This is a genomic window from Nocardiopsis sp. SBT366, assembly GCF_001083815.1.
Classification (GTDB): Bacteria; Actinomycetota; Actinomycetes; order Streptosporangiales; family Streptosporangiaceae; genus Nocardiopsis; species Nocardiopsis prasina.
In genome coordinates this window covers 1-22,429 of the sequence record NZ_LAVM01000052.1, presented here as the reverse complement: position 1 = coordinate 22,429, position 22,429 = coordinate 1, and the positions used below count along the sequence as shown (strand labels likewise).

General features: G+C 72.7%; 19 protein-coding genes. 9 read left to right on the top strand and 10 right to left on the bottom strand.

The window, feature by feature from the left end:
- Nucleotides 1–131 precede the first annotated feature (131 nt).
- On the bottom strand, nt 132–668 hold the full coding sequence (locus ADX84_RS16640) for an NUDIX hydrolase family protein (RefSeq protein ID WP_049575226.1): 537 nt from the start codon (nt 666–668) through the stop codon (nt 132–134).
- Nucleotides 669–1,126: 458 nt separating this feature from the next.
- Between ADX84_RS16640 and ADX84_RS16635 the strand changes: the two genes are divergently transcribed.
- Nucleotides 1,127–1,480: an STAS domain-containing protein gene (locus ADX84_RS16635; RefSeq protein WP_049575223.1), complete on the top strand. Its 354-nt coding sequence runs from the start codon at nt 1,127–1,129 to the stop codon at nt 1,478–1,480.
- A gap of 117 nt (nt 1,481–1,597) precedes the next feature.
- On the opposite strand, the gene ADX84_RS16630 is transcribed toward ADX84_RS16635, so the two are convergent.
- Complete coding sequence (locus ADX84_RS16630; protein ID WP_049575220.1) at nt 1,598–3,388, bottom strand: PH domain-containing protein; 1,791 nt, start codon at nt 3,386–3,388, stop codon at nt 1,598–1,600.
- On the bottom strand, nt 3,385–3,882 hold the full coding sequence (locus ADX84_RS16625; protein WP_049575216.1) for a PH domain-containing protein: 498 nt from the start codon (nt 3,880–3,882) through the stop codon (nt 3,385–3,387). The genes ADX84_RS16630 and ADX84_RS16625 overlap by 4 nt, the downstream gene beginning before the upstream one ends.
- A gap of 121 nt (nt 3,883–4,003) precedes the next feature.
- Here ADX84_RS16625 and ADX84_RS16620 point away from each other — a divergent pair, with 121 nt between their 5' ends.
- On the top strand, nt 4,004–4,912 hold the full coding sequence (locus ADX84_RS16620) for an SPFH domain-containing protein (RefSeq protein WP_049575212.1): 909 nt from the start codon (nt 4,004–4,006) through the stop codon (nt 4,910–4,912).
- Nucleotides 4,913–4,928: 16 nt separating this feature from the next.
- Complete coding sequence (locus ADX84_RS16615; RefSeq protein ID WP_049575207.1) at nt 4,929–5,177, top strand: hypothetical protein; 249 nt, start codon at nt 4,929–4,931, stop codon at nt 5,175–5,177.
- 142 nt (nt 5,178–5,319) lie between these two features.
- Here ADX84_RS16615 and ADX84_RS16610 read toward each other — a convergent pair whose 3' ends face one another.
- Both ADX84_RS16610 and ADX84_RS16605 read right to left on the bottom strand, forming a co-directional pair.
- Nucleotides 5,320–6,984: an FAD-binding dehydrogenase gene (locus ADX84_RS16610; protein ID WP_049575203.1), complete on the bottom strand. Its 1,665-nt coding sequence runs from the start codon at nt 6,982–6,984 to the stop codon at nt 5,320–5,322.
- A gap of 147 nt (nt 6,985–7,131) precedes the next feature.
- Complete coding sequence (locus tag ADX84_RS16605; protein ID WP_049575199.1) at nt 7,132–8,226, bottom strand: alcohol dehydrogenase catalytic domain-containing protein; 1,095 nt, start codon at nt 8,224–8,226, stop codon at nt 7,132–7,134.
- 246 nt (nt 8,227–8,472) lie between these two features.
- Between ADX84_RS16605 and ddaH the strand changes: the two genes are divergently transcribed.
- Nucleotides 8,473–9,312: a dimethylargininase gene (gene ddaH, locus ADX84_RS16600; protein WP_049575196.1), complete on the top strand. Its 840-nt coding sequence runs from the start codon at nt 8,473–8,475 to the stop codon at nt 9,310–9,312.
- 215 nt (nt 9,313–9,527) lie between these two features.
- Entirely contained in the window at nt 9,528–10,151 is a 624-nt protein-coding gene (locus ADX84_RS16595) for a TetR/AcrR family transcriptional regulator (protein WP_049575192.1), read from the top strand.
- A 202-nt stretch (nt 10,152–10,353) separates the two neighbouring features.
- On the opposite strand, the gene speB is transcribed toward ADX84_RS16595, so the two are convergent.
- Nucleotides 10,354–11,322 carry an agmatinase gene (gene speB, locus ADX84_RS16590; RefSeq protein WP_049575188.1) on the bottom strand — a complete coding sequence of 323 codons (969 nt, stop codon included), beginning with the start codon at nt 11,320–11,322 and terminating at the stop codon, nt 10,354–10,356.
- 141 nt (nt 11,323–11,463) lie between these two features.
- On the opposite strand from speB, the gene ADX84_RS16585 reads away from it, so the two are divergent.
- Nucleotides 11,464–13,260 (top strand): PucR family transcriptional regulator ligand-binding domain-containing protein, encoded by a 1,797-nt coding sequence (locus tag ADX84_RS16585; RefSeq protein WP_369801096.1) that lies wholly within the window; start codon nt 11,464–11,466, stop codon nt 13,258–13,260.
- Between the two features lie 136 nt (nt 13,261–13,396).
- A complete protein-coding gene (locus tag ADX84_RS16580) occupies nt 13,397–14,743 on the top strand; it encodes a GAF domain-containing protein (protein ID WP_234004029.1) in 1,347 nt (448 codons plus the stop codon).
- 305 nt (nt 14,744–15,048) lie between these two features.
- On the opposite strand, the gene ADX84_RS16575 is transcribed toward ADX84_RS16580, so the two are convergent.
- Entirely contained in the window at nt 15,049–15,663 is a 615-nt protein-coding gene (locus tag ADX84_RS16575) for a hypothetical protein (protein WP_049575185.1), read from the bottom strand.
- 549 nt (nt 15,664–16,212) lie between these two features.
- On the opposite strand from ADX84_RS16575, the gene ADX84_RS16570 reads away from it, so the two are divergent.
- Nucleotides 16,213–17,445: a PLP-dependent aminotransferase family protein gene (locus ADX84_RS16570; protein WP_082206552.1), complete on the top strand. Its 1,233-nt coding sequence runs from the start codon at nt 16,213–16,215 to the stop codon at nt 17,443–17,445.
- A gap of 52 nt (nt 17,446–17,497) precedes the next feature.
- Nucleotides 17,498–18,448, top strand: coding sequence for a D-alanine--D-alanine ligase (locus tag ADX84_RS16565; RefSeq protein WP_049575177.1), 951 nt, complete (start codon nt 17,498–17,500; stop codon nt 18,446–18,448).
- Between the two features lie 122 nt (nt 18,449–18,570).
- Here the strand turns inward: ADX84_RS16565 and ADX84_RS26075 are convergent, their stop codons facing one another.
- From ADX84_RS26075 to ADX84_RS16555, 3 genes are all read right to left on the bottom strand, one after another.
- Nucleotides 18,571–18,714 carry a hypothetical protein gene (locus ADX84_RS26075; protein ID WP_156208113.1) on the bottom strand — a complete coding sequence of 48 codons (144 nt, stop codon included), beginning with the start codon at nt 18,712–18,714 and terminating at the stop codon, nt 18,571–18,573.
- 90 nt (nt 18,715–18,804) lie between these two features.
- The gene (locus ADX84_RS16560) at nt 18,805–19,830 is read right to left on the bottom strand and encodes an FAD binding domain-containing protein (RefSeq protein WP_082206551.1); all 1,026 of its coding nucleotides are present in this window, start codon (nt 19,828–19,830) and stop codon (nt 18,805–18,807) included.
- A partial coding sequence (locus ADX84_RS16555) for a molybdopterin cofactor-binding domain-containing protein (protein ID WP_049575175.1) occupies nt 19,827–22,429 on the bottom strand: 2,603 nt, incomplete at its 5' end. The genes ADX84_RS16560 and ADX84_RS16555, both read right to left, overlap by 4 nt.

Genomic DNA, 22,429 nt, shown 5'->3' with positions numbered 1-22,429 from the left:
GGAGATTCGGAGTCACGTCGGCGATCGTCGCCGAACCCGGGCCCCGAGTCCGTCGCGGACACGGGGCCCAGAGCGAGCGAGGGGCCGTCAGGAGGGGCCGACCGTGGCGGGAACCGCCACGGCCGGATCGGTCACGGGGCGTGTCCCACGTAGGCGAGAGCCTGGCGGACCAGCACGCCCTGCCCGCCGGGCATGTCCGCTCGCACCTGCGGGCTGGTGGCCTCCTCGGGGGTGAACCACACCAGGTCCAGGGCGTCCTGGCGGGGCTGGCAGTCACCGCTCACCGGCACCACGTAGGCCATGGCCACCGCGTGCTGGCGCGTGTCGTGGAACGGGGTGACCCCGGGGGTGGGGAAGTACTCGGCGACGGTGAACGGCTGAGGTGAGCTGGGGATGCGCGGCAGGGCGACCGGACCCAGGTCCTTCTCCAGGTGGCGCAGGAGCGCGTCGCGTACGCGCTCGTGGTAGAGCACCCGCCCGGAGACCACGGAACGGTTGAAGCTGCCGTCGGGGTCGGCGCGCATCAGCAACCCCACGTGGGTCACCGACCCCGACTCGTCCACCCGCACGGGCACCGCCTGGACGTAGAGCACGGGCATGCTGGCGCGGACGCTGTCCAGCTCCTCGGAGGAGAACCAGCCGGGCTGGGTGTCAGCGGTTTCGGTCATTGGGGTCGCGGTCGACGGTCTGCTCGGGGCAGCCGCGTACCGCTCCCTCCCTTCGCTCTCTTCGTGTCCATGAGGGCCGTCGGTGCCCCTCCCGCAGGGGGAACGGTGCCACCGGCCGACACACGGGTGTCCAAGTACCGCTTTTACCGCACGAACGCGCGGAAAGCACGGTGCGGGGGCCGGATCGGGAGTGTCCGAGAGAAAGGAGTGGGGGTCCTGTGGACGCGGGGCCCCACGACGACTCGGCCAAACACGGGAGATGGTGACACCCCGGTGAGGGTCGGGTCATATCGGCGAGATTCCGGCGGATTTTCTCATGGAAACCCTCCCGGAAGCTCACTGGAGAGGTTACGATCTCGTACGCGGTTGCGTAGTGGAAAGGTTACGTCCGGTGAGAGGTGGCCCGAGTGGCGAAGGATGGCCCGTTCTCGGCCCAGGAACGTTTTCCCTGCACGGGAGTGACGGTGGTGCGCGTCCACGGTGAGGTGGACCTGGCCACCGCAGACCGACTTCGGGAGCGACTGCTCCAGGCCGCGCAGGCCTCGCGGTGCGACTGTCTGGTCGTGGACATGTCGCGGATCGGCTTCTTCGACGCCAGCGGAGTGCGCGCCCTGGTCGCGGTCTACCAGGTACTGACCGGGCAGGGCAGGCACGTGGTCCTGGCCGAACCGGCGCCCATCGCCGAGCGGGTGCTGGAGGCGCTCGGGATGCGGCGGCTGTTCGAGGTCTATCCCATGGTGGAGATGGCGCTCACCCACACCAGCGGTCTGCGCGTGGACGGCGAACCCATCTTCGACAATCCCGTGCCCTGACCCGTCGAACCTCGGGCGCGACCGTGCCCTGAGACGACGCGTGTCCCGGCGCCCCGGGGAAGTGGGGCGCCGGGACACGGTTCCGGACGAGTGCGGTCGGGGGTCGACCCCCGACCGCTAGGGCAGCACGGAGGTCCCGGACTCCGAGCGCTCGCCGTCGCCGCCCGTACGCACCAGGAACGGCGCCAGGAGATCGGGAACGGCCTCGTCCGCCCAGCCCAGGCCCTGCCCCAGCCCGACGTCCAGGGCCGTGTACATCCCCTCGCCGGAAGCCGTGGTGGCCGCCACGTCGGCCAGTCCGAGCCGGCGCTGGAACGGCGACCGCGTGATCCGCCAACCGATCACCGCCGCCCGCTCCAGTGTCACGGTGTCGCGGGAGGCCATCCCCTTGCGCACCACCAGGTACCTGGGGTGCAGGCCGTGGCCCAGACCCCGGTAGGAGCCGAGCGCGAACCAGAACGCCGCCACGGCGAACAACAGCGCCACCGCGAACCAGCCCCAGCCCGGGGTGGCCTCGACGGTCGGAGTGGCCAACGGGAACGGCATGAACTGTTCCTCCGCCGACCGCAGGGCGTCCCACCAGGCCTGGGTGGCCACCTGGTGGAGCCAGGCGAGCCCACCGGCCAGGGCCACCCCCACGAGCGAGCAGACCGCCGCCCGGGTGAACCGGCGGCGCAGGGCCGCCCTCGGGTGGCGGGCCAGCGGCACGTCCAGCGCCGAGGTCGGCTCGTTCATCAGGTCGGCGCCCAGTTCACGGGCCCGCTTCCCGGGCATGGCGGGTGACAGGCGGCTCTTGGCCTCGGTCTTCTCCGCGTCACCGGCGGACAGACCCGTGGCCACCGCGCGCACGGATGCTCCGCCGACCGACCTCAGCACGAAGGGTTCGTGGAGCACCACACCGTTGAGGCGGCGGCCCTCCACCGACAGCGACACGCTCGTCAGCAGACCCCGCCGCAGCCGCACGGTGCCGTCGGGCTCACGGACGAGCCGGTAGTCCCACCAGGTCTCCACGGCGACCAGGAGCAGGACGGCCACGCCCGACACCAGCAGTGCCAGCAGCAGGCCCGGGACGACCAACAGCAGCTGTCCCATCACGAACCCGGACATCTCCTCGGCGCTGGGCAGGTTGGCCTGCTCGGAGATCCACCTCCAGCCGTGGCCGCCGCTCTGGGCGTTGATGCCGACCAACGCGGCGATCACACCGAGTCCGATACCGAAGGTCGCCGAGGTGGCGGGCGCGTAGGCGAACCAGCGCGGGTTCAGCCGGGCGAGCTCGGTCTCCTCGTCGTCGGGGACCTCCTCCGAGCCGTTGTCGGAGCCCCCGGCGCCCACGGAGCCCGTGGACGGGGCGGTGCGGCGCAGGAGTTCCCGGCGCAGACGCTCACCCTGCTCCGCGGTCACGTACTCCAGCTTGAGCTGGTCCCCGCCGCCGGAACCGGCCGACTCACCGGTGCCCACGGTCACCGAGCACAGGCCGAAGATCCTCGTGTGGAGGGGGGCGGCCACGTCCACGGTGCGCACGCGTTCGCGGGGGATGGACCGGTAGGCCTTGGCGATCACTCCCGAGCGCATCTCCATGCGCTCGGCGGTGACCTGGTAGCGCACCGCACGAAGGCGCACCATGTCCAGGTACGTCATCACGCCGACGAAGGCCAGGGTCGCCGGGAGGGGTGCCAGCGCCCACCAGGAGAGCCCCACGACGACCAGGACGATGGTGCCCACGACGGCCGCCGGGACCAGGAAGAGGGACGCGATGACCGCGCTGGCCCACACGCTGAGCGGGCTCAGCCCCTCCCAACCCTCCTCGGCGCCCTCCACGGGGGGTACGGGGTGTTGCGGGGCGGCCGCGCCGTGGACGGGCTCCACGGGAGGGCCCTCCTCGGCGCGGTGGTCGTCGTGGGAGGTCATGTCGCGTCCCCCGGAATCGCCTCGGTGCTGTCGGTGAGCTGGTCGGCCACCTCGGTCGCCAGCTGGTGGTCCAGGCCGCTGATCTCGATCGGCCCGGCGGCCGAGGCGGTCGTCACGGTCACGCTCGACAGCCCGAAGGCTCTCTGGAGCGGTCCCCGTTCGGTGTCCACGGTCTGGATCCGGGACATCGGGGCGACCCGCCACTCCTGCCAGATCCACCCGCTGGAGGTGTAGACGGCGGTGTCGGTGACCTCCCAGCGGTGCACCCGGAACCGCCACTGCGGCATCACGACGGTGATCAGGAGCCCGATCCCGCCGACGACCCCGGCGGAGACCAGGAACCAGAAGCGCACCGGTTCCCAGATCAGCGCGGGAACGACCGGGATGACGGTGAGGACGACCGTCACAGCGAGGGCCCGCGTCGTCCACCACCAGATCGCGCGCCGGTCCACACGGTGGTTGGGCGGTCGCAGGCGCAGAGCGTCGGTGCTCATCGCGTCCACGTCTCCTCTCAGTCAGGGCCCCGGGGGGAGGCCGTTCATTAAAAGTGATATCACAATGCTATGCTCAAGTCATCACCGAAGACTTGAGCCCCGATGGAAGGAAGGCCGACAGATGAGTGAGACGCCGAGTGTCGTCAGGCCAGCGCCGCAGTACAGGGAACGTGAGGCCTTCGGGTCCGGCGGCATCCCCATGTTCGTCGTGTCCCTCGTACTGTTCCTGGGCGGAGCCGCGATCGCGGCCCTTCCCCTGATCGGCCTGCACTGGTCCCTGGTCGTCGTCGGCGTCGTGATCGCGGTCGTGGGCGTCGTGCTGGCCGTCGGGCTCACGATGGTCGCGCCCAACGAGGCCCAGGTCGTCCAGTTCTTCGGCCGTTACGTCGGAACCATCCGCACCGACGGTCTGCGCTGGGTCAACCCGCTCACCGTGCGCAACGCGATCTCCACACGCATCCGCAACCACGAGACCTCCGTCATGAAGGTCAACGACGCCTCCGGCAGCCCCATCGAGATCGCCGCCGTCGTCGTCTGGCAGGTGGAGGACACCGCGCGCGCCTCCTTCGAGGTGGACGACTTCATCCAGTTCGTCTCCACCCAGACCGAGGCCGCCGTCCGTCACATCGCGGGCAAGTACCCCTACGACTCCTACGGCGACGACGCCGTGCCCTCACTGCGTGACAGCGCCGACGCCATCACCGAGCAGCTGTCCAAGGAGGTCGCCGAGCGGGTCGACGCGGCGGGCGTGAAGATCGTGGAGTCCCGGTTCACCCACCTGGCCTACGCCCCGGAGATCGCCCAGGCCATGCTCCAGCGCCAGCAGGCCAGTGCGATGATCGCCGCCCGCGCGGAGATCGTCGAGGGCGCCGTCACGCTGGTCGACCGCGCTCTGGAGCGCCTCTCGGACGAGGACGTCGTGGAGCTCGACGAGGAGCGCAAGGCGGCCATGGTCAGCAACCTGCTCGTGGTGCTGTGCTCGGACCGTCCCGCCAGTCCCGTCGTCAACACGGGGACTCTCTACCAGTAGATCCGGGTGAGGTGCCGTGCCCGAGCGCAAGAAGGTGCTGCTGCGGCTCGACCCCGCCGTCCACGACGCGCTCGCGCGGTGGGCCGGTAACGAGCTTCGCAGCACCAACGCCCAGATCGAGTTCCTCCTGCGCCGCGCCCTCGACGAGGCGGGCCGCATGCCGAAGGAGGCCAAGGACATCCCCCGCAGGGGGCGCCCCCGCAAGGACGATCCCGAGGGCCCGGAGGCTCCGCGGGACCGGGGAACGGGGCCGGAGCAGGAATGACGGAGCCGGGTGTCCGACGGGCACCCGGCTCCCCCCGCCGAGGGGAGGAATGGACGCCGTCCCCCGGCTCCGGTCTCCTGCTCCGTGCGCGTCCGGCTGGAAACGGACGGGGTGGAAGCGGCCCCCGCTCCCCGTCCCCCGCCTAGCCCAGGGCGGCCGCTGCGGCCCTGCCGGCGGTACGGCCGGAGAAGATGCAGCCGCCCAGGAAGGTGCCCTCCAGGGACCGGTATCCGTGGACGCCGCCACCGCCGAACCCGGCCACCTCACCGGCCGCGTACACCCCCGGCAGCGGTGTCCCGTCGGTCCTCAGCACGCGGGCGTCCAGGTCGGTGTGCAGGCCCCCGAGGGTCTTGCGCGTGAGGATGTGCAGGCGCACCGCGATCAGCGGACCGGCCTTGGGGTCGAGGATCTGGTGCGGCCTGGCCACCCGGGCCAGCTTGTCGCCCCGGTAGTTGCGTGCCCCGTGGATCGCCATGACCTGGAGGTCCTTGGTGAAGGTGTTCACCATCTCCCGGTCGCGCGCCACCACCTCGCGAGTCACGGTGTCGGCGTCGAGCACGTCGTCGCCCGCGACCTCCCTCATCTTCCGGATCAGCTCGGGCAGCCGGTCCGCGACCACGAAGTCGGCCCCGTTCTGCTTGAAGGCCTCCACCGGGCCCGGGGCGCCGGGCAGCACCCGCTGGAGGACCAGCCTGACGTCCTTGCCGGTCAGGTCCGGGTTCTGCTCCGAGCCCGAGAGCCCGAACTCCTTCTCGATGATCTTCTGTGACAGCACGAACCACGTGTACTCGTGGCCGCTGCTCATGATGTGGTCCAGCGTGCCCAGCGTGTCGAACCCCGGGAAGTACGGGGCCGGAAGCCGCTTGCCGGTCGCGTCCAGCCACAGCGACGACGGGCCGGGCAGGATGCGGATGCCGTGTCTGTCCCAGATCGGATCCCAGTTCTGGATGCCCTCGGTGTAGTGCCACATCCGGTCCCGGTTGATGATCTCGCCGCCAGCCTCCTCGGTGATGCCGAGCATGCGCCCGTCCACATGGGCGGGCACCCCCGACAGCATGTGCCGGGGCGCGGTTCCCAGTCGCTTCGGCCAGTTCCGGCGGACCAGGTCGTGGTTGGCGCCGATCCCCCCTGCGGTCACGACGACCGCCTGCGCACCGACCTCGAACTCGCCCACGGCGTCCCGGTTGCTGGCCCGGCCCCGCTCCACGTCGCTGGGGGCCAGCACCGTGCCCCGCACCCCGGTGACCGTCCCGTTGGTCACGACCAGCTCGTCCACCCGGTGACGGAAGCGCAGCGAGACCAGGCCGCGCTCGACGGCCGCGCGGACCCGGCGCTCGAAGGGTTCGACCACGCCCGGGCCCGTGCCCCACGTGATGTGGAAGCGCGGCACCGAGTTGCCGTGTCCGTCCGCGAGGTAGCCGCCGCGCTCGGCCCAGCCCACCAGGGGGAAGATCCTGAGCCCCTGCTGGCGCAGCCAGGAGTACTTCTCCCCGGCGGCGAAGTCCACGTAGGCCTCGGCCCACCGACGCGGCCACGCGTCCTCGGGGCGGTCGAAGGCGGCCGTGCCCATCCAGTCCTGGAGAGCCAGGTCCCTGGAGTCCCGGATGCCCATCCGCCGCTGTTCGGGGGAGTCGACGAAGAACAGTCCGCCGAACGACCAGAAGGCCTGGCCGCCCAGGGACTGCTCGGGCTCCTGGTCCAGCAGGATCACCCGCTTGCCCGCGTCGGCCAGTTCGGCCGTGGCGGCCAGCCCGGCCAGCCCCGCACCCACGACGACGACGTCGGCCTGGTCGGCTCCGGTACTCATGAGGATCTCCTAGGGGGTCGTCCGCGCCCCGGCGGGCGCGGCGTGCTCGATGGTCCCGACTGTGCACCCGTGTGGTTCGCGCGGCAAGGCGGGTGTGTGTCCCCCGCCACATCCTTTGTCAGGGGGTGACAAACCGGTCGAGCGCGCTCAGGCGCCGAAGCGGACCAGGGACCGCCCGCCCCGTCCCCGGCGCATGCGCTCGAAGGCGTCGGGGACTCCCTCCAGCGGGATCTCGTCGGTGACCATGGCCGCCAGTCGAAGGTCGCCCGAGCGGACCGCTCCGGCGAGCAGAGGGATGTCCCGGGCCGGGTCGGAGGATCCGTACACGCAGCCCTGGAGTGTGCGGGCCTGGTGGAACAGCTCCAGGGCGTTGAAGGACACCTCGTCCCGGTGCGACCCCACGCCCACCACCGTCACCGTTCCGCCCCGGCGCGCGGAGTTCCACGCGGTGCGCACCACCTCGGCCCGACCCACCACCTCGAAGGCGTGGTCGACCCCGCGTCCGCCGGTGAGTCCCCGCACGGACCGGTGGGTGTTCGGATCGGCGACCAGGTAGTCGGTGGCGCCCAGTGAGCGGGCCAGGTCCTCCTTGTCCGGGGACACGTCCACCGCGATCAGCGGGTCGGCACCGGCGATCCGCGCCGCCTGGAGGAGCGACAGCCCCACACCGCCCAACCCCAGTACGAGGGCGGACTGGCCGGGGCGCAGCTTCGCGGCGTTGTTCACCGCGCCCCAACCGGTGAGCGCCGCGCAGCCCAGCACCGCCGCGACCGCCGGGTCGACACCGTCCGGCAACGGCACCAGGGCGGTGGCCGGAACGACGGTGGCCTCGGCGAACGCCCCCGTGTTCAGCCCCGGGTAGACGGGCGTGCCGTCGGTGAGCGCCGCGTAGGGGGAGAGGGTGCCGTCCAGGGCGTGCTCGCACAGGTGGGGTTCGCCCTGTTCGCAGAACCAGCAGGCCCGACAGGGCGGCGCCCAGTTCAGGATCACCTGCTGCCCCGGCACGACCCCGCTCACCCCGGGGCCGACCGCCTCCACGGTGCCCGCGCCCTCATGGCCGAGCACGGCGGGCCAGGTCTGCGCGAGGGTGCCGTCGGACAGCGAGAGGTCGGAGTGGCACACGCCCGCCGCGACCATCCGCACCCGCACCTGGCCGGGCCCCGGATCCGGCAGGACGACGTCGCGGATCTCGGGGGGTGCTCCGGTGGCGAGGAAGACGGCTGCCCTGACGGTGGTACTCATGGTGAGCTCTCCAATCGCGGAAGTCCCGCGACCCTAGCAAACCGGCTGGTCGGTCTCCTGCTCGGGTGCCGCCTCGCAGGGCCTGCCCCGGCCCTCTCACCGGAGTCCGTCCAGTTTGTGGAAAGCCTGTGTTGGCGGGGCTTCGGGGCGGGTATCTCCCCTCTGTCCGCCGGAGGACGCGGTCCGGTCACCGCCCGGACCGGCGCGCACCGTCCGGTCTCCGGCACGCCTCGACGGGGAGGTTCCATGGTTCGACCCGACGGCCCCACGGCCGCGCCCTCACGACGGCACTACCTGATGTGCCGACCCACCTACTTCGCGGTGGACTACGCCATCAACCCCTGGATGGACCCGGCGGTCGGGGTGGACCGCCCCCGGGCCATCCGGCAGTGGGAGGGGCTGCGGGACCTCTACCGCTCCCTCGGACACCGGGTCAGCGAGATCGCGCCGATCGAGGGGCTGCCCGACATGGTCTTCGCGGCCAACGGCGCGCTGGTCGTGAACGGGCGCGTCTACGGCGCCAGGTTCGCCAGCGCCGAGCGCACCCCGGAGGGCCCCGCCTTCCTGGACTGGTTCCGCCAGGAGGGGTACACCGAGACCCTGGAGCCCAAGTACGTCAACGAGGGCGAGGGGGACTTCATCACGCTCGACGACGTGGTCCTGGCCGCCACCGGGTTCCGCACCGAGGCCGCCGCCCACCAGGAGGCCGAACGCCTCCTGGGTCGCCCGGTCGTCACCCTGCAACTGGTCGACCCGCGCTTCTACCACCTGGACACCGCGTTGTTCGCCCTGGGGGGAGACCGGATCGTCTACTACCCGGGCGCCTTCTCCGAGGGCAGCCGCAGGGTGCTGCGCTCGCTCTTCCCCGACGCCCTCGTCGCCACGAAGGAGGACGCGTCGGTGCTCGGACTCAACGCGGTCTGCGACGGCCGGAACGTGGTCATCGCGGCCGAGGCCACCGCGCTCGCCGACCGCCTGCGGGGGCTCGGCCTCACGGTCCACCCGGTGGAACTGGACGAGCTGCGCAAGGCCGGCGGCGGGGCCAAGTGCTGCACGCTCGAACTGCGGGACGCGCCCACGGAGTGACCCATCCGGTTGACCGGCCACGGGCGGACTCCGCGCACCCGCGCGGGCGTCCGCCCCCGGGCCCCGGCCGCTGTGGGATGCGCCACGTGCCCGATCCGCCCCGGTGGTGGCCGCACAGGTCACGCCCACGCCGGTCCGGCGCCTCGGATCCGTCCCGGCGACCCCGGACCCACGACCCACGGCCGCCGTCACCGGCCCCCTTAGGCTCGGTTCACGTGACGACCAAACAACGCAGACTTCCGCGCGCGGTCAGGGAACAGCAGCTGATCGACGCCGCCGTCTCCGTGTTCTCCCGCGGCGACTACCGCACGGTCAGCGTCGACGAGATCGCGGCGGCCGCCGGGACCTCCAAACCGACGGTGTACCACTACCTGGGTTCCAAAGAAGGAATCTTCGTCGCCTGCGTGCGCCGGGAGATGGAGCGGTTGGTCGAGGCGGTCCGAACCGCCGTCCACGACCCCGGCGCCCCCGAGGACGACGATCCGCTGCGCCGGGGGATGCAGGCCTTCTTCACCTTTGTCGTGGACAACCGCGAGAGCTGGACCGTCCTCTACCGGCGCGCCGCCGTCCAGGGCGAACCCTTCGCGGGCGAGACCACCCGGCTGCGCGACCGCGTCACCGCGGAGGTGGCCGAGCTCATCACCTCCTGCACCCGGGACGGCTACGGCTCCCTCGAACCCCGCGACGCCCAGCTGCTGGCGCGCGTGGCGGTGAGCACGGCCGACGCCTTCGCCGACTGGCTGCTGGACCACCCGGACGAGACCCCCGACACCATGGCCGGGCACGTCACCGCGCTCACCTGGTCGCACCTTCGCGATCGCCAGACGTCCGGCACCTGACGGCGGGGGCCGCCCGGCCAGCTGTCCTCGGTCACGGGGCGAGCCGGGGCCAGGCGCCCGGCGGGGGTCGAACGAGCGTCGGCATGGGTGGTGTGGGGCATCGAGGGCTTCGGGCGGATCGGTGTGGACGTGGTGATCCACACCGATACCGAAGGCCCTCTTCGTGTGTGGCGGGCGTGGTGGGTGCCACCGCCCTCCATGGTCAGTACACCTGGCCCTCGGACCTCCTCTGGTGGTTCAGGGCCAGCAGGCTGACCAGGTCGTAGGCCACGTGCGAGGCGGCCGTCGAGGTGATCTGGGCGTGGTCGTAGGCAGGGGCGACCTCGACCACGTCCGCGCCCACCAGGTTGAGGTCGGCCAGCCCGCGCAGGATCTCCAGGAGCTCTCGACTGGTCAGACCACCGGCCTCGGGGGTTCCGGTGCCGGGGGCGTGCGCCGGGTCGAGGACGTCGATGTCCACGGACACGTACAGCGGCCGGTTCCCGATGCGCTGGCGCAGGGCGTCGGCGACCTCGTCCACGCCCTTGCGCATGACGTCGGCCGAGGTGACGATCCCGAACCCGAAGCGGCGGTCCTCCTCCAGGTCGCGCTTGCCGTACAGCGGACCCCGCGTCCCCACGTGCGCGATCGCCTCGGTGTCGAGGATGCCCTCCTCCACCGCGCGACGGAACGGCGTGCCGTGGGTGTAGGGCTCGCCGAAGTAGGTGTCCCAGGTGTCCAGGTGGGCGTCGAAGTGCAGCAGGGCGATCGGACCGTGCCTGCGGTACAGCGATCGCAGCAGCGGCAGCGCGATGGTGTGGTCGCCGCCCAGAGTGACCAGCCTGGTCCCCGCCTCGACGAAGGCCGAGGCACCCTGGTCCAGGGTCTCCACGGCGTCACCGATCGAGAACGGGTTCACCGCGATGTCGCCGCCGTCCACCACCTGGAGGCGTTCGAAGGGCGCCACGTCCAGTCCCGGGTTGTACGGGCGCAGCAGGCGGCTGGCCTCACGAATCGCGGACGGACCGAAGCGGGCCCCGGGCCGGTAGGACACCCCGGTGTCGAAGGGGACGCCCACGACGGCCACGTCGGCGCGTTCGACCTGGTCGATGCGGGGCAGCCGGGCGAAGGTCGCCGGGCCCGCGAAGCGTGGGACGAGGCTGGAGTCGGTGGGGCCGATCGGGCTGTTCATCAGGTCCGTTCCTGTCGAGGGTGCGGTCCCGGCCAGCGTAGGGAGCGGCTAGGCTCCGCTCCAGTAGCCGAACCGTACGGGTCGGCTCCGTCCTTTGGACGAACCATCCAAAGCGTGCGTGGCGGGCGCGGACAGGGAGACATGGGCGAAGCAGTGAGTGGCCCCGACAGCCACGACGTGCCCCTGAGCGTGGTCACGGGCCGTCGCGACCTCGCCCTGACCACCGTGGTCCACGCGGGGGACCCCGCCATCACCTGGGCCGTGGCCAGCGAGATGGTCGAACCCGCCGCCTACCTGCGCGGCGGCGAACTCCTGCTCACCGCAGGGGTCAACCTGCCCGACACCCGCGACGGGGTGCTCGCCTACGTGGGCTCCCTGGTCCGCGCGCGGGTCGGCGCCCTCGGCTTCGGGGTGGCCCCGGTCCACGCGACCGTGCCCCCTCTCCTGGTCGAGCAGTGCCGCGCCCAGGGGCTGCCGCTGTTGGAGGTGCCAGGCCCCACCCCCTTCGCCGCGGTGAGCCGCGCGGTCGGCGAGGAGCTGGCGGAACGCCACCTGCGCGACGTGCGCCGCCTCGGCGAGGCCCACCAGGCTCTGGCCCGAGCGGTCGCCGCCCCCGCCCCCGTGGAGCGGGTCCTCACCGTGCTCGCCGAATCCCTGGGCGGCTGGGCGGTCCTGGAGCCCTCCGACCCGGCCGCGCCCGCCCACCGAACGCCCGGTGCTCCCCGCGTCGAGGACCCCGCCCTGCGCCCCCTCCTGGACCGCCTCACCGATCCGGCGGGACCACGGAGCGCCAAGGCTCTCAGCGGAACCGACGAGGTCTTCCTGCACACCGTCGGCTCCCCGCCCGAGGAGTCGGGAGTGGTCCTGGTGGGCCGCCGCACGCCCCTGGGCATCACCGACCGCGCCCTCCTGCGCACCGCCACCGCCCTGCTCGACCTGCTCTCCCGCACGGCGGACGACACCTCCGCGCTCCCGGGGAGGCTGCTCATCGGCCTCCTCCTGGACGGTGACCTCGACGAGGAGAGCCTGCCCCTGCTCACCGAACTCACCGGTCCGCGCGGCAGGGGAGACCGGTCCGGGCTCCACCGTGTGCTGCGTGCCCGGGCCCCGGGTGCGGGGGATCGCGCCGAGTCGGCGGACCCGCCGCTGGGCACGCGCCTGGTGGACCGGGTGCGGGCGGACGGGGACGGCGCCGCGACGGGGGACACCGTGCGCGCCGTGCTCGCGGACCGGGGAGAGGACGCCCACCGCGCCCACCTTGACCTGCTGCGGTCGTACGGGTGGACCGCCGCGCTCAGCTCGCCCGTGCCCCCGGGCGAGCTGCCCCGGGCCGACCGCCAGGCGGCCGCCCTGCTGGTCCGCGCGCGTGCCCTGGGGGCCCCGCTGCTCTGGGGCGACGACACCGACCCCTTCGACACGCTCCTGGACCCGGCCGACGCCGACGACCTCAGCCGGGCGCTCCTGGGGCCGCTGGCGGGGGAGACCAGGGCGGCCCGCACCCTGCGGGAGACCCTGCGCACCTGGTTGGCCCGCCACGGCAACTGGGATCGAGCGGGACCTGGGCGTGGACCTGACCGACGCCGAACAGCGCATGCGCCTGTGGTTCGCCCTCACCCGCCACACCGAGGGCGACCGGGGACCGACGGTCCGCAGGCGCGGGTAGCAGAGGCGTCCCGTCCCGTGGGGTGGTTGGCCGCTTCCGGTCACGGCCGCTCCCGCACCGGCGGTTCCGCGGACTCGGGCGGCGAAGCTCCTCTCAGCAGGGTGACCATGGTGAACAGCGAGGCGCGAGGGGCGGCGGTCCCTGCAGGAATCGGAAGGTTCTGTCCGAAACACCCTCCGAATAGAACGTGTCTCCCGGTTCCGTTGGCCCTGCCCGACCCGAACCAGGAAACTGGGGGTCTCCTTGACGAACCTGAGGACCTGGGGGCCACATGAACGCCTTTGCGCAGCGGATCGGCTCCCGGGCCACGGGCGGGTGGGGATCGGCCGGACACGGGGCCCCACCCGACGCGCGGAGTCGTGTCGCCCGGGGCCTGCTCCGTGGCGGAACCACACTGCGCCGGAGTCCACTGTGAACGGGCGGGGCCAGCCCCTGGGCCGTGGCCAGGGCGTGCGCCTCCCCTCGCTGGACACCGCGCTCCCCTTTGGGGCGAACGCGCGCGAACACGCGGTCCTGCTCCGGCGCGCCCACGACGCGCGGCTCACCGGACGTCCCACACCGGCGCCGCTGCGCCCCGTGATCGAGGACTCCTGGGGGCGCATGCGCCAGTTCGGCATCGATCCGGACAGCGCGCCGCCGCCCAAGGTGGCCCGGCTGGACGAACTCCAGCGCTTCCGGGACGCCTCACCGATCTCCGAGGTGCTCCCGCTGATCCGCCGCTCCCTGGTTTCGGTGGCCGACGAGGCCGAGCACATCATGCTGGTGACGGACGCCGCCGGGCAGGTGCTGTGGAGGGAGGGCTCCAACCGGATGCGCGCGATCAGCGACAGGGTCGGGCTGGTGGAGGGCTCCTACTGGAACGAGGGGAGCGTGGGCACCAACGCCATCGGCACCGCGCTCGTGGTGGGACGGCCTCTCCAGGTCTACTCCGCCGAGCACTACGTGCGCAGCCTGCACGCGCTCACCTGTGCCTGCGCCCCCGTACACGACCCCCGTGACGGGCGCCTGCTCGGAGCCATCGACGTGACCGGACCCGTCTCCACCGTCCACCCCTCCACCCTGGCCCTGGTCAGCGCGGTCGCCCAGTTGGCGGAGGCGCACCTGCAGGGCCTGCACCACGGTCACCTCGAGCGGCTGCGCTCGGTGGCGGCGCCGCTGCTGGCCGGCCTCACCCGCCCGGCGCTGGTGGTGGACGACACCGGGTGGACGGCGGCCGCCGTCCACATGGAGCCGGTCCGGCGGGTGCTGCTGCCCAAGCACTGCGAGACCGGGACCGCCTGGCTTCCGGCGCTGGGGGAGTGCGCCCTGGAGCCACTGCCCGGGGGCTGGCTGATCCGGCCGAGCCCGGGGGAGCGGGCCGTGCCCTCCACCGTGACCCTGGACCTGTCCCGTCCCGCCGCCACCGTGTCGGTGGCCGGAGACAGCGGCGAGTGGTCCCAGCGGCTGTCACCGCGCCACACCGAACTCCTCCTGCTGCTGGCCGTGCACCGTGACGGACGCTCCGGGGTACAGCTGTCGCACGACGTGTTCGGCTCCGACCGGCACGTGGTGACCGTGCGGGCCGAGCTCTCCCGGGTGCGGCGCAACCTGGGCGGGGTGATAGAGAGCCGCCCCTACCGCTTCTCCGACGACGTGCGGGTCCGCGTGCTCACTCCGGAGCCGCCGGTGGACCTGCTGCCCGGATCGTCCGCCCCGGGAGTGCGGGAACTGCGGGAGCGCGTGCGCAGGGAGGACCTGTTCGATCGCTCTGGGCGATGACGTCGCAACCTGTTGCAACCGTTGCCGACGACGCCTGGATGGGGTCAACTGTTTCCGCGCGGCCCGCTCACCGGTGGGCGGCCTCCGGGCAAGAGAGGGCACGGCGGGCTGTCCACCGGTGCGGGACGCGTCCGCGTCCTTCGCGCCTTGAGGGGGGTGACGAGGGCTGACAGCGGACGCGCGGACGGGCTGGTGCCCCGTGAGTATCGGGGGAGACTCCGGGGCCACCGCGCACACGACGGTACGGCCCAGGGATGTGTGCATCCCTGGGCCGTACCTTCACACAGGTGCCGGGTTCGTGCGGGTCACTCCTCCTCGGTGGGCGGCTCGGCCCCCTCGGGCGGCCCGGAGGCCGCGGCGTCCTTCTCCGGCGGCTTCGCGTTGGCGGGCGAGCACTGGAAGCAGTCCATCGTGAAGACCTCCTCCTCACCGACCAGACCGGTGAAGGCCCCTTGCAGGCTGTCGTCGCCGACCTCTCGTTCGGCGAGCGCCTCGATCAGCAGACGGCCCTCGAAGCTGATCTGTTCCCCGTCCCGGCTCTGGCCGGTGCACCGCACCTCCAGTCGGCCCCCGCGCGCCCCCTGATCCGGCGCGCCCTCGGCGCTCGGGGAAGCGGAGGTCTCCGCGCCGCCCGCCGTGACCGCGTCCTCGGCCAGGTCCTCGGAGGGTTCGGCGGACGGGCCGCCCTCGGGTACGGCGGTGCAGTCCAGGGGCGCGGCCACGGGATGGCCCTTGCGGGCGAAGGCGCGCTCGGCTCCGGGGCGCAGGACCGACACGGACAGGGCGTCGGCTGCTCGTTCCAGTTCCAGCAGGGCGGCGTCGGGGCTCTGCTCCGGTGCCTCGTCGGCGGTGCACGAGGTGAGCGGCGCGCACAGCAGCAGTGCCAGTGAAGCGGTGACGGTGGTCGAGCGGACTCCCATGACTTCCCCCTGGGGTCGTGGCGCCGTGTCCGGCGCACTGGTCCACCGAACCAATGTCGCTGAATGCGGAGTAAGTGGCCTATGTCCCACTCGGGCGACAAGGGTGAAAAGTGCGTCATGTTCGAGTCATCCCTGTGTGAGTCGGAACACGCGAGTGGGTACCGTGCCGGGGAGACAACGGAACAGCCCGGCGGAGCGAGTGCGTGAAAGGGGAGGCCACACCCGGTCGAACCCGCAGTCACCGCCGCTGGGCTAGACTCGCAACATTTCCCGAACCGTGTTCCACCACGGTTCACTCCAGCCGAACGCCGCACCGTCACGCACCCCACGGCCCCGAGGCCACCGGGGACCAACGGTGAACCAACGGGTCGTCCCCGGCGTCGAACCAGGGATCAACGACGATCCCCGGATCGTCCCGCACCGACGGCCCACAGACCGTCCTTCCTTCGGAGGTGGATCGTGTCCGCTGACCACCGAGAGCAGCAGCCCAGCCAACAGGGTTCGCGTATCGACCCGCACGTCGGCCGCTACGCACACCGAGCACAGGGCATGGTCGCATCGGAGGTCAGGGCACTCTTCGCGGTCGCCTCGCGGCCGGAGATCGTCTCCCTCGCGGGCGGCATGCCCAACGTGGCCGCCCTGCCCCTCGAACAGCTCGGCGACCTCGTCAAGGACGTCGTCTCCGAGGAGGGCGCCACCGCGCTCCAGTACGGCTCCGCCCAGGGCGACCCCGTCCTGCGCGAACAGATCTGCGAGTACATGACGCTGGAGGGCGTCCAGGCCAGCCCCGACGACGTCATCGTCACCGTCGGCTCCCAGCAGGCCCTGGACCTGATTACCCGGGTCTTCGTCGACCCCGGCGACGTGGTCCTCACCGAGGCCCCCACCTACGTCACCGCGATCAACACCTTCGCCGCCTTCCAGGCCGACATCCGCCACGTGGGCATGGACGACCAGGGCGTCATCCCCGAGGAGCTGGAGGAGGCGCTGGTCCGCGCCGAGCTGGACGGGCGGCCGGTGAAGTTCTTCTACACGGTCCCCAACTTCCAGAACCCCGCCGGGATCACCATGAGCGCCGAGCGCCGCGCCCGGGTCATGGAGACCTGCGAGCGCCACGACGTGCTCGTGGTCGAGGACAACCCGTACGGCCTGCTCCGCTACGACGGCGAGCCCGAGCCCACCCTGTACTCCCAGGGCAGCGGCAACGTTATCTACCTCGGCTCGCTCTCCAAGACCCTCTCCCCGGGCCTGCGCATCGGCTGGGCCCTGGCCCCGGCCGCCGTGCGCGCCAAACTGGTCCTGGCCGCCGAGTCCGCGATGCTCAGCCACTCCACGTTCAACCAGCTCGTGGTGCGCCGCTACCTGAGGACCTTCCCCTGGAAGGAACAGATCAAGGCGTTCAACTCCATGTACAGCGAGCGCCGCGACGCGATGCTCGGCTCCCTGGAGGCGATGATGCCCGCCGGTTGTACGTGGACCCGCCCCGAAGGCGGGTTCTTCGTGTGGGCCACCCTGCCCGAGGGCATCGACGCCAAGGCCATGCTGCCGCGCGCGGTCAACGAGCGCGTGGCCTACGTGCCCGGCACCGGCTTCTTCGCCGACGGACGCGGCCGGGACAGCATGCGCCTGAGCTTCTGCTACCCCACCCCCGAACAGATCCGCGAGGGCGTACGCCGCCTCGTGACCGCGATCGAGGGTGAGATCGACCTGCGCGACACCTTCGGTCCCGCGATCGCCACGCCCACCGAAGGCAGCCAGGCACCCACCCCTGACCTGCCCTGACATCCTCTCGTAAGGGCACAGCACCATGACAGCACAGAAGGAGGTCCGCGCCGTGGCCGATCTTGACCGGGTCCTCGTCCTCGCCGGAGGCCTGTCCCCCGAACACGAGGTGAGCGTCCACTCCGGCCGCAGCGTCGCCGAGGCCCTGCGCCGACTCGACGTCGAGGTCCAGGTCGCCGACGTCGACTCCGGACTGTTGGACCGGCTCGCCGCCGACCCGCCCCGGGTGGTCTTCCCCGTCCTGCACGGAGCCGCCGGCGAGGACGGCGCGATCCGCGAGGTCCTGGAACTGGTCGGCGTTCCCTACGTGGGCGCCCGGCCCGACGCCTGCCGCCTGGCCTACACCAAGCCCGCGGCCAAGGCCCTGCTCGCCGAGAAGGGCGTGCGGGTCCCGCGCGGCGCCACCCTGCCCAAGTCGGCCTTCCACGACCTGGGTGCCCCGGCGCTGCTCGACCGCCTGGCCCACCGGCTCGGACTGCCGCTGTTCGTCAAGCCGGACCGCGGCGGATCGGCCTTCGGCGCGACCCCCGTCACCTCGGTCAGCGAGCTGTCGACCGCCCTGGTGTCCTGCTTCGCCTACAGCGACTCCGCGCTCGTGGAGGAGCAGGTCCAGGGCACCGAGCTGGCCATCGGCGTCCTCGACACCGGTGACGGCCCCGTGGCCCTGCCCCCGGTGGAGATCGTCCCGGACGGCGGGGTCTACGACTACGCCGCGCGCTACACCGCCGGTCGTACCGAGTTCTTCTGCCCGGCACGGTTGGACGAGGACGTGGTCGCCGCCGCCACCGAGGTGGCCCTGACCGCCCACCGCACCCTGGGGCTGCGCGACTTCTCCCGGACCGACCTCATCGTGGACGCCAATGGTGAGGCGACCTTCCTGGAGACCAACGTCGCCCCCGGGCTGACCGAGACCTCCACGTTCCCGATGGCGGCGGCCGCCGCCGGGCTGGACTTCGCGGTGGTGTGCCGCGAGCTGGCCCACCAGGCGCTCGTGCGCGGCTGACGCGGGCCGGACACAGACCGGACATCGGCCCCGAGGGCCCGCCGTGTCGGCGGGCCCTCGGCGCGTGCCGGGGTCGGTCTGGTGAGGTCGACGCGGCGTCCCACACGGCTCACGTGCGGGATTCACAGGACTCCGCCGCGGATCTCCTCGGCCAGGCGCGTCGGGTCGTCGACCAGCGACCGCTTCACGTGGGCGCTCCATTCGTCGGCGAGCACCTCGACGGAACCACGTGTCAGGACGAACTCATCCTCCCCGCCGCCGACCACTCGGGTTGACCTGGGGCGGGTGGGCCGCCACGTCGCGGCTGCCCACCCGGACCCGGACCCACTCTGCCGATCACGTGCTCCGTGCCCGTGTCACCGGCGGGGTGACTCCAGGGCGTCTTCGAGGACGTCCCGTACGGTGTCCCGGAGCAGGTGGACCTTGTAGCCGGTGGCGGGCAGCGGGGAACAGAGATCCGCTATTCCCTCCAGAGCCCGCTCCACCCCCTCATCCAGGGCCTCACCGGGTACCGAACCCACCAGGGCCCGCTCCAGCCCGGGCAGCCGCAACGGGGTGCGGGCCACCCCTCCCACGGCCACCGACGCGCGGGTCACCGGCCCCCGCCCCTCCTCGGCGCACTCCAGCCGGGCCACCACCTCGACCAGCGGCCACTCCGACCTGGAACGCCCCGCCATCCGCAGGTGGGCCGCGCGCTCACCCGGCACCGGGCGGGGCAGGGCCACCGCGACCAGCAGGTCGCCTGGGGCGAGCACGTGGTCACGCGTGGGGTCGGAGCCGTCGTACAGCTCGGCCAGGCCCCGTTCGGCCTCGTCCCCGGCCCCCGGCCCGGCCACCACGACCGCGGACGCGTCGTACGCCAGCAGCGCCACCGCCAGCGACGACGGGTGCGGGGCCACGCACGGGCCCTGGTCCACCACCACGCCGCGCAGGTGGTCACCGGTTCGGGCCGGGCACGAGTCACCCCCGGTCTGGAAACAGTCGAAGGCCGGGTTGCGCAGGTAGGTGCAGCGGTTGCGCTGGAGCAGGTTGCCGCCCACCGTCGCCGTGCCCCGGATCTGCGGGGTGGCCAGCGCCCGTGCGGTGGCGGTCAGCCCCGGAAAGGCCCCGGCCAGGAGCGGGTCGGCGCCCAGTTCGGCGACGGTGGTCATCGCGCCGATCCGTGCCGAGCCGTCGTCCGCCCATCGGACCCCGCGCAGTTCGGGTACGTCCAACAGGTCCACCAGGGGGCCGGGCGCGGTCACCCCGACCTCCACACAGGCGGCGATGTCGGTGCCCCCGGCGCGCGGGCGCGCGCCGCCGTCGACCAGGTTCCGGGCGGCCCCGGCCACACTCGTGGGGCGGGTGACGGTCGGGATGACGGGCCCTCGCGTGGTGCTCAACGCAGTCCTCCGATCAGTCGGTCCGGTCGCAGCGGAAGTTCGTGCGGGCGCCAGCCGGTGGCGTCGTGCACGGCGTTGCCCAGGGCCGCCGCCACACCCACCACCGAGACCTCGCCCAGACCGATCCCACCGCCCACCACGTGTTCGAACCCCTCCTCGTGGAAGTACACCTCGGTCTCCGGCACGTCCCCCATCCCGGGCAGGCGGTAGTCCTCCAGGTCGTCGGAGAGCACCACCCCCGTGGCGGGGTCGTCGCGCCGCTCCTCGTAGAGCGCGTAGCCCACGCCCTGGACCACCGCCCCCTCACACTGGTTGCGGGCCAGTCGTTCCTCGTAGACCCGTCCGGCGGCGATCCCCGCCCAACAACGCGTGGGTCTCACCCGGCCGAGCCGGGTGTCCACCTCCACCTCCATCACGTGGACGGCGCCGCTCATCCCGCGCCCGACCGCGAGGTCGCCCATGTTCGGGGTCAGCTGACCCCAGCGGTCCCGGCGGCGCCCACCGACCACGCTCACGCCCTCGGCGGCGGCCAGCGCCTCCTTGAACACGTGCTCGGGGACGGGACCCTCGGCGGGCACGTCGGGAGAGCGCTCGCGCAGGGCCTCCCGGAGCCGGTCGGCGGCGTCGACGGCGGCCGGACCCATGGAGGTGGTGGTCCGGCTGCCGAAGGAACCGGTGCCGTGCACCGACGAACTCCGACCGATCTCCACCCGCAGGTTCGCCGCGTCCACACCGAGCCGCTCGGCGACCACACCACCGAGCACGGCGCGGATGCCCGTACCGATGTCCTGGGTAGCCGAGCGCACCACCAGGGAACCGCCGTCCACCACCAGCTCCACACGGGCGTCGGGGGCGAGCAGGTACGGCCAGCCAGCGGCGGCCAGCCCCACTCCGCGCCGGAACCGGCCGGTGCGGGCACCGCGCGGCCGGTCCCGCCACAGCGGAAGGTCGGCGACCCTTTCGTACAGTGCCCGGCGCTTGGGGTTGCCGTCCCAGCGGCGGCGCAGGGCCAGGGGGTCCTCGTCCAGCCGGTGAGCCATGGTGTCCACGGCCTGTTCCAGTGCCCAGGCCATCGGTGGTCCACCCGGCCCCCGCATGGGCTCTCCCGGCGGCCGGTTGGTCACCACGTCGTAGTCACGCATCCGGCGGGGTGAGCGCCCGTACATGAGCGCGGCCAGGGCGGCGGTGCTGGAGCCCACCGAGACCCCGCCGTCGCCGTAGGAGTCCACGCTCAGCGCCCGCAGGGAACCATCGCCTCCGGCCAGCAGGGCCACCCGGGTCCGGGTCCCGGGCCGGTGCCCGGCGTCGGTCAGCTCCTCGGAGCGGTCCAGGCTCACCCGCACCGGGTGGCCGGTCACTCGGGCCAGCTCCACGGCGGACACCACGTCCGGGGAGAGCGAGTTCTTGGCCCCGAACCCGCCGCCCACGTACTCGGCCACCAGGTGCACCCGCTCCCGGGGAAGGCCCCATCGGCTGGCCGCCTTGTCGGCGATCCTGCTCACCGCCTGCGTGGAGACGTGCAGGTACAGGTCCCCGTCCACCCAGGAGGCCACGCTCACGTGCGGCTCCAGCGGGCTGTGCACCTGGGCGGCGGTGGTGTACTCCTCGGCCACCAGCAGCGGGTCCCGGCGGCGTCCGGCGGCGCGCAGCCGTGCCACGGCGGTGGGTCCGCGCCAGCTGATCACCCCTGGTCCCCGGAGGTTCCCGTTCCAGGGCGCCGGGGGTGTGGGGGCCTCACCGTAGGCGGGCGCGGCGGCGCGCTCCTCCTTGGTGCGGTAGAGCACGGGTGCGTCGGGGGCGGTCGCGGTCCGGGGGTCGGTCACCGAGGGCAGGGGATCGAGGTCCACTCGCACCGCCTCGGCGCGTTCCCGCGCCAGCGCCCGGGTGGGAGCGGCGACCGCCGCGATCGCCTGGCCGACGTAGCGCACCACGCGCTCCTCGCCGAGCAGGTCCACCAGGGGCGGAGGGGATCCGTCGGGGCCGGGGTCGGCGCTCACCTTGTTCACCCGCGCGTGCGCAACCTTGGAGCGCACGATCACGCCCTCCCAGGTGCCGGGCGGGGCGTGGTCCGCGCTGAAGCGGGCGCGTCCGGTCACCTTGTCGGGTGCGTCGGAGCGCGGTGGGGCCTGGTCGGGTTCGGTGTCGAACTCCCCGGCGCAGGCGGCGGCCACCGCCGCGAAGATCCCTTCGTAGGCGCCGCAGCGGCACAGGTGCCCGGCCAGCGCGTCGGCGACGGCGGCGCGGTCGGGGCGGGTGTCCCCGTGTTCGGCGCGCCAGGTGTCCACGAACACCGAGGCCTCCACGGCGAAACCGGGTGTGCAGTAGCCGCACTGGAGTCCGTCGTGGGCGGCGAGGGCGCGCTGGGCGGGGTGGACGCCGTCCAGGCCCTCCACGGTGGTGGTGGACCGGCCGGTGAGGTGGTCGGCGGGGAGCAGGCAGGAGGCGGTGGGTGCTCCGTCGACCAGGATCGTGCAGGCCCCGCACACGCCGGAGCCGCAGGCGATCTTGGTGCCGGTCAGACCGAGTCGGTCGCGCAGGTGGTCGGCGGCGCTGAGGCCGCACGTGAGCGTGGCCTCCTGGGTGGACGGGGACCTGTACC